Raw genomic sequence first — 8,037 nt, forward strand, 5'->3', positions numbered from 1 at the left:
GTCAGCCGGATTGCACGATATTATAGCAAGGCTCATAGTGCTCGGTGCCCAATTTCATGCGCCGTTGGGCGACAAAGGATTTCAGCAGTGTGTCCATGCGCTTCATGATTTCCGGGTCGCCATGAACCTGAAACGGGCCGTGCTGTTCAATCTGAGCAATGCCGTCGCTTTTCACGTTGCCCGCGACAATGGCGGAAAACACATTGCGCAGTTGTCCGGCCAGTTGGTGCGCAGGTTGGTCTTGGTGCAGGTTGAGCGCGGCAATGTTGTCGTGCGTGGGCACAAAGGGTTGTTGCAACTCATACGGAATGTGCAGGTTCCAGTTAAAGTAGTAAGCATCGCTGGTGGCTTTGCGGAAGGCTTTAACGTCGGCAATGCCGTCTTCGATAAAGTCGGCGACTTCTTCCGGTTTGTTAATCAGCACATTGAGTTTGCGCACCGCTTCCTTGCCCAGTGCCTGATCGACAAAGTCGATCACCGCCTCGAAATAGGCGCGACCGGATTCGGGGCCGGTGAGCACCACCGGAAAGGGGATGTTGTTGTTTTGCGGGTGCAGCAGCACGCTCAGTAAATACAGGATTTCTTCCATGGTGCCCGCGCCGCCCGGAAAGACAATAATGCCGTGCCCAAGTCGCATAAAGGCTTCGAGTCGTTTTTCGATGTCGGGCAGAATCGCCAGTTCGGTGACAATGGCGTTGGGCGCTTCGGCGGCGATAATGCCCGGTTCGGTCAGGCCGATAAAGCGTCCGCACCGGTAGCGTTGTTTGCCGTGCCCCAGCACCGCCCCTTTCATCGGGCCTTTCATCGCCCCAGGCCCGCAGCCGGTGCAGATGTCTAGGCGGCGCAGCCCAAGATGGTAGCCAATCTGTTTGGTGTATTTGTACTCTTCCAATGGAATCGAGTGGCCGCCCCAGCAGATAACCGTGTTGGGGTCGAGATCGGTTTTCATTAGATTGGCATTGCGGGCGATGTGAAAAATGGCATTGGTGATGCCGAAGGAAGTGCAGAGGTCGAATTCCTGGCTGTCGATGATTTCGTTCTGGGCATAAATCAGATCGCGGATGACCGCGCTGAGGTGCTCCTGTAGACCGGCAATCATTTCGCCGTTGACAAAGGCGTTTTCCGGCGCATTGTCGATTTCGATCTGCAAGCCACGGCCTTTGATGTGCACCTGTATCTGAAAGTCGGGGTGCGCTTCCAGCAGTGCCAAGCTGTTGTCTTCCTTGGTGCCGGTGTTCAGCACCGCAAGGCTGCAGCGGCGGAAGACTTCGTTCAGTCCGGCTTCGGTTTGGTCACACAGCTGTTGCGCTTCCTTGTAGGAGAGAATCTGCAACGCACCGGCTGGGCGAATTAATACTTTTTTGAGAATATTATTCATGGTAGATTAGCGTACTTTGTCGGTTCATTTAATCAGGTGGATATTATGCGCTCTAACGCCCCTTACGAGGAAGGTTTTTTAATGCTGTTGCTGGTGACGGCGATTGTCGGACTGTTATGGCTGTTTTCACCGTTTCTGGAGGCGCTGCTGTTTGCGATGATATTGGCCACCGCCACCTTCACACTGTATGAGAAGATGTTGCCGAAAGTCAAGCAGTCGGAAACGCTGGCGGCGGGGGTGATGAGCACCTTGGTGTTTTTGACGGTGATTGTGCCGGTGACTTACTTGCTGCTGGAAGTCGGTTTGCAGGTGGGTCAGATTTTTGGTCAGGCGCAGCAATGGCTGTCGCAGCAGACACCCGAGAGTTTTGCTGTTCTAAACCAAGAGCTGGTGAGTCTAATTCCCATCCCGGAAGACACTCAGGTGCAGCTGTTGCAGCAAATACGGGAAAATTCCGGCAAAATTATCAAGTTTGCTCAGGATACCATTGTGTATTTGATCAGTGGGGTTTTCGGCAGCACCACCTCGTTTCTGACCTTTGTGCTTCTGGCGGTGTTTGCGTTGTTTTTCTTCTATCGTGACGGCCATCGCATTGCGGAACATTTGAAAATTCTGTCGCCGCTGGAGAATTTTTACGACAGCATGATTATGAACCGATTTGCCAATTTATCGACCATTTTGTTGTTGTCGGTGTTGGGCATTGCGCTGATGCAAGGCCTGGTGTTTGCACTGCTGTCTTGGGGCTTGGGCTTGCCGGGGCTGTTTATCGGTATGGCGATTGCGATTACCTCCTTTATTCCAATTGTGGGCGCGGCGCTGGTGTGGATTCCGTTGTCACTGGTGTTGCTAGTACAGGGGCAATATGTCGGTGTCGGACTGGTGGTGTTTTTTGGGGCGTTTGTGAATGGTTTTCTGATCGACAATATTGTGCGCCCGATGCTGATTCAGAAAATCGCCCGCTCCATTGGCAGTAATGCAGACGACCTGTCGGTGGCGAATCACACCTTGATTACGGTCTTGTCCACCTTTGCCGGGTTGATTCATTTCGGCATGATCGGCTTGTTTTTCGGACCGGTGATGGCGGCGATGGCGATTACCATTTTTGATGTGTACGCTCATAAAAATTCCGATTTACTGGATCGAAGCTGAGGCCTGCTTTTGGGGTGGATTAAAAACATCAATACTGTGACGCTGCCGTGAGTGTTAACATAAAAAAGATCACACGAAAGAGTCCCTTCAAAGAGGCATTGACAGAGAAAAGGAGACGGCATGAAAAAACATCAAACGGCAAAAGGGTTTCAATTGACGGCGATGGCACTGGTGATTGGCTTGCAGGCTTATGCCCCCCAGGCCTGGTCAAATACGATTGAAGACCCTTATACGGCGGGTTTTGAAACCTGGGCGAAGGAAATGGGCAATGCTGAAGTGCCTGCCTCAGCGGCGCAGGCCTATGTGAAAGATGTTCAGGCCACCGAGAAAAAAGCCGGCTACATCGGTGCCGAACTTCCCTTGCCGAAAGCGGTGAAAGTGACCGATGGCGTTTACACCATTGTCGGCAGCCAGATCTGGCACAATCCGTCCAACTTTGGGTTGAATAATAATATTTCCTTTGTGATTTTCGAAGACGGTGTGTTTGTGTTTAACGCCGGTGCCAATCCGGCGATTGCCTACAGTGTGCACCAGCAGATTAAGCGCATTACCGACAAACCGGTGAAATGGGTGGCGGTGGAAAATAATCAGGGGCACGCTTATCTGGGGGCCAGCTACTGGTGGGATATTGGAGTCAAGCATCTCTATTCCAGCGAGTTGGCCAATGAACAGTTCGATCAGGCGTTTGACGCCATCAAGGCGGAATGGGCGTTGCGTGTCGGGAATCAGATCACCTTTATGGCGCGCAATGTGTCGGATAAGTTCACCACCTTCAACGGTGAAATGAGCGTGGATGTCGGCGGCGGAGAGAAATTCATTCTGATGGATTTCGGTCCGGGGCACACACCGGCGTCCACCAGTGTGTATATTCCCAGCCGCAAAGTGCTGATGACCGGTGATCTCGGCTTTAACGAGCGGATGCCGGTGATGTTTGCTTATACCAACAGTTTTGAGTGGACCAAATCGTTTGAGAATATGATGGCGAAAATCCCGTCGGACGTGCATGTCATTCCCGGTCATGGCACCCCGACCGATATGGCGACCATTAAAAAGCAAACCTATGATTACTTCCGCTATGTGCAGCAAGAAGTGAAAAAGGTGGCGGATAGCGGCGGCGACCAGGAAGCGGCGGAAAACATTGATCAGTCGATGTATGAAGCGCGTCCGGTGTTTGATCAGGCGGCGAAAAACAACGCGCGCCGCATTTATTTTGAAATCACCGGCGGTGATTTTTAAGCCGACCTTGAGTTGATCAATCGTAAGTTGATCAATCGTAATTCAATCAAACCGGTCTCCGTGTTTTCGCCAGGCCTGGGCATTGCACCCGGTCTGGCGAAATGCCCAGGCCTGGTAAAAAGGCGTGAGCGGTTTGTTATGAGCGTTCTTGAATAAACGCGCACACCGCTTGCAACGGCATGGGTTTGGCGTAGTAAAAGCCTTGAATAATGTCGCACTTGAACTGGCGCAGCCTTTCGAGCTGTGCCAAGGTTTCCACGCCTTCCGCCACCACGCGCTTGCCGAGTCCGTGTGCCATGGAAATGGTGGCCGAGACGATGGCGCGGTCGTCTTCATTTGTGTCCACTTCGTCAATAAACGCCTTGTCGATTTTCAGATGCGTAGAGGGGTACTGGCGCAAGGACACCAGTGATGAATAGCCGGTGCCGAAGTCGTCTATGCCCAGTTCCAGTCCTTGTTCCCGTACTTCTTCCAATACCGCGATTTCGGATGGCGTGAGCAGGGCGTAGGCGGTTTCGGTGATTTCGAATTCCAGCTCGTCAAAGCGCAAGTCGCTGTGTTCGATCACCTCCAGCAACTCAACCAGATTTTCAATGTGGTTGAGCAGTTCGCCGGAAATATTAATGGAAACGCGGCCTTTCAGTCCGGCCTGTCGAAACTGTTGGATGTCCTGAACCAGCTGCCCGATTTGCCATAATGTAATGTCGTGCATCAGACCGCGATCTTCGGCAATGGGGATAAAGCGCGCCGGTGAGCTCATGGCGCGGGCGTTTTCATTGTCTGGAAACCAACGAATCAGGGCTTCGACGCCAATCACGGTTTCCGTGGCGGTGTCGATCTGCGGTTGGTAGTAAACCTGAAAGGCTTGTGCGGCGATGGCGTGTTTCAGCTCATTGAGCACTTCCACATCGGCGCGTACCTTGTTGGCCATTTCGCTTTCATAGAACACAAAATTGTTGCGGCCATTGTATTTGGCTTCGTAAAGGGCAATGTCGGCCTGTGAAATAATGTCATCCGAGCTGTGATCCGGTTCGCAGAAGGTAATGCCAATGCTGGTGCTGACCGGAATGATGAAATCATAGACCTGAAATGGCTGTTTAAACAGGTTCAATAAACGTTCCGCCATTTGCGCCGCTTCCAACCCACTGATTTCTTCCATCATCAAAACGGCAAACTCGTCGCCGCCCAAACGCGCAAAGGTATCGGTTTCGTGCAGAACGCCGCGAATCCGCTGGGTAATGGCTTTTAGCAGTTCGTCGCCCACCGGATGCCCTTGGGTGTCGTTAATGTCCTTAAAGTGATCGATGTCCAGAATCATCAGCGCCGAGCGGGCGGTGCTGTGCTTTTCCCGCTTCAGTTCTTCTTCCAATCGATCCGTGAACAGTCGTCGATTGGGCAATCCGGTCAGCTCGTCGTGAAACGCCAGATATTTAATGCGCTGTTCCTGCGCCTGACGGTGCGAAATGTCATGAAAGGTGACAACCGCTCCCACCACTTCCTGGTTGCGGCTGATGGGCGTGCTGCGATATTCCACTGGGAAATGACTGCCGTCCTTTCGCCATAGGACTTCATCGGCGACGTGCGCATCCTGGCCGGTGCGAATCGGGCGCATCATCTGGCAGTCGCGTTCGCTAATGGTCTCGCCGTTGGCGTGGCTGTGGTGAATCAGGTGGTGGTTGTTTTGACCGATGAGTTCTTTTTCGTCGTAGCCGAGCATTTTGGCGGCCGCGGGGTTGATAAAAGTGGTGCGTCCATTTTGGTCGAGACCGAAAATGCCTTCATTGGTGCTGGTCAGCAGCAGGCTGGAAATTTCCTGTGCCTTGAGGTAATCGGTCATGTCGATCAGGTAGCCGTAAATGGCTTGGACGTCGCCGTTGTCGTCGTATTCGATCAATGAATAATCGTACACTCGGCGGTATTCACCGGAGGGGGTTTTCAGCTCATAGGACTGCTCAAAGCGTTTGCGTTGGTTAAGTCGATGGCTTTCAAATTCTTCGGTAATGCTGTTCAGGTCGTCCGGGTGAATGAGGTCGGCAAACAGCAAACCGTCTTGCAGGAAGTCGTTGGGGTCGTAACCAAACACACTGCGCACATTGGGGGAAACATATTGCACCGGCCAGCCGGGTTCGGGACACCAGCGAAAAATGACCGTGGGGCCGTCCTGAAATAAAGTGCGCTCCAGGTTCAGAGACGTTTCCGCCGCTTTGATGTCGGAAATGTCATCCACTACCCAGACCACGCCTTGGGTCAAGTCGGCGGGAATCTTCTTGTCCAGCGCCATGCCGCTGAGTCGGCACCAGACGGTGTCGCCGTTTTTCTTGCGCAATTCGTAGTCCACATGGAGGTTTTTGCGATAGCTGAGGGTGTCGTAATTGGCTTTGCCATAAGCCTCGAAGCGTTCTTTGGAAAGGTGCAGGGCTTCCATCGACAGGCCGATCATTTCCTCGGCGGAATCGTAGCCGAGGATTTCCGCCAGACGGTCGTTCGCTTGGTGCAAGATACGATAGCCTTTGAGCAGCATAATGCCGACCTGGGAATTATCGAACAGCGCTTCAAATTCTTCGGTTTTGTGTTTGAGCGCTTCGAGGGCTGTTAAGCGTTTTTCAATCGGTATAAACACTGCCAGCATCAAGCGGTGTTCGCCCATTTCTATCAGGTTGGCCGTGATTTCCACAGGATGAGACTGTCCATCGGGCGTAACGATGACGTCCTCAATGCCTTGGATGGCCTGATGATTCAGCAGTTGTTCTTGATGGTAATGAAAGGGATTAGGGCGATCCTGCGGGTGCAGAATCGTCTGGCATTGACCCTCAAGATCCGCCAGACAGCGCCCAAAGAGCGATTCGGCCATCGGATTGGCGAAGACGATTTGGCCGCTGTCAAATTCTGCGACCGCAACCGCAACGGGTAAGGGCGTTAAGTGATCAAAAAAATCGGGTGGGTTTTGGAACGTCCGCTCGGTCATTTCGCCCAGAGTGTCCTTTGGTAACATTCAGCCGGATTGACAGCTGGCACATGACAAGGTGCATTCAGCTTGCATTCAGGCATCAAAAAATTAGTTTTACAATTATACTCTGAAAACCAAGGACTTTCTAGTTGAAATGAAATTGCCAGCCGTTGCAGAGTGTCACGCCACAGACAACGGCTTGCACCATTTTATGGGTGTGAAGCGGTTTAGGGTGTCAGTGAGTAGATCACCGCTTCGTCTTTCAGAAATAACGGAATCAACAAGCGGTTGCGTTGGCTGTCGTAGCCCAAGTCCGCCGGAGACTCCAATTCACCGACAATTAATTTCAGATGATCGTCTGGGGTGATTTCATAAACCCCTTTGGCTTTCCAGCTGGAGGTGATGAGGCGGTTGTCATTGGTCACAATTAAGCCGTCCAAGCGGTTGAAGGGGAGTGTCATGCGCGATTTTTCCGTGCCGTCCAGCGTCATGGTGCGCAGTTGACCGGATCCGAGGGTGACCATCCAGAGCGTGTCGCCCTGCGCGTAAACACCATTTGGATGACCGAGTTTCCCACTTTTCAGTTGGGTGATCTTGCCACGGGTATCGACCTTATAAAGCGCTTCGGTGTCGGACGGTTTAAAGCCGGGCGCCATGCCGCTGTCGGTGACGTACAAGCCGCCGTCCGGTGCCGTGCTGACGCCGTTAATAAAGCCACTGCCGGGAAAAACGATGTCGTCTAGTTGTTTTTTAGTTTTCAAATCGAACACCCGCAAACGGTCGATGTCGGCCACATAGAGTTTGCCGTCTCGCGCCACCATGCCTTTCGGCGCGTTAAGGGCGATGTCGTCGCGGGTGCCATCCAGCCATTTCAGTTCCATCACTTTGCCGTCCGGTGACAGCTTGGAAATAAAACCGTTGTCGTCTTTTTCAAACGGACTGCCGTTGATATTGGCGACCAGATAGGTGTCGCTGTCGGCATCGTATTCCATGGCTTCCGGTGTGGCGAAGCCCACGTCTTTCATGTGAATCGTATCGGCGTGCACCGAAAACGGCAGGGCGAAGGCCAACAACCAAGGTAAGGCGGAGTGTTTGAATATCATGATGTTTCCTTTCCGTAAGTGAAAAAACATTGCCAATCTGATTTTAGCAAAAAGCCTTCAAGCTTTATGCAACGAATATGAAATCACACAAACCGCCAGGCCTGGCCAAAAACACCGAAGTGACTTGGTTGTGACGTTTTGCTAGACTTGTTAGACGCAATCCATTCATCAGGCCGTTCATTATGTCCAACACACCCGAACCCACCGTTCACCAAGACCACGAC

The 8,037-nt window shown here is 52.4% G+C and carries 5 protein-coding genes; 2 read left to right on the forward strand and 3 right to left on the reverse strand.

What is annotated here, in order from left to right; genetic code table 11:
* Nucleotide 1: 1 nt before the first annotated feature.
* Nucleotides 2–1,378, reverse strand: a complete 1,377-nt coding sequence (ppnN, locus tag ACP5D0_RS03630; protein ID WP_472364217.1) for a nucleotide 5'-monophosphate nucleosidase PpnN — start codon at nucleotides 1,376–1,378, stop codon at nucleotides 2–4.
* A 45-nt stretch (nucleotides 1,379–1,423) separates the two neighbouring features.
* On the opposite strand from ppnN, the gene ACP5D0_RS03635 reads away from it, so the two are divergent.
* Complete coding sequence (locus ACP5D0_RS03635) at nucleotides 1,424–2,527, forward strand: AI-2E family transporter (RefSeq protein WP_472364218.1); 1,104 nt, start codon at nucleotides 1,424–1,426, stop codon at nucleotides 2,525–2,527.
* A gap of 120 nt (nucleotides 2,528–2,647) precedes the next feature.
* Nucleotides 2,648–3,763 carry an MBL fold metallo-hydrolase gene (locus tag ACP5D0_RS03640; RefSeq protein WP_472364219.1) on the forward strand — a complete coding sequence of 372 codons (1,116 nt, stop codon included), beginning with the start codon at nucleotides 2,648–2,650 and terminating at the stop codon, nucleotides 3,761–3,763.
* A gap of 136 nt (nucleotides 3,764–3,899) precedes the next feature.
* On the opposite strand, the gene ACP5D0_RS03645 is transcribed toward ACP5D0_RS03640, so the two are convergent.
* A complete protein-coding gene (locus tag ACP5D0_RS03645) occupies nucleotides 3,900–6,728 on the reverse strand; it encodes a sensor domain-containing protein (protein ID WP_472364220.1) in 2,829 nt (942 codons plus the stop codon).
* A gap of 209 nt (nucleotides 6,729–6,937) precedes the next feature.
* Nucleotides 6,938–7,813, reverse strand: a complete 876-nt coding sequence (locus ACP5D0_RS03650; protein ID WP_472364221.1) for an SMP-30/gluconolactonase/LRE family protein — start codon at nucleotides 7,811–7,813, stop codon at nucleotides 6,938–6,940.
* Between the last annotated feature and the right edge of the window lie 224 nt (nucleotides 7,814–8,037).

The sequence above is a fragment of the Hydrogenovibrio sp. genome, assembly GCF_049975065.1.
Classification (GTDB): domain Bacteria; phylum Pseudomonadota; class Gammaproteobacteria; order Thiomicrospirales; family Thiomicrospiraceae; genus Hydrogenovibrio.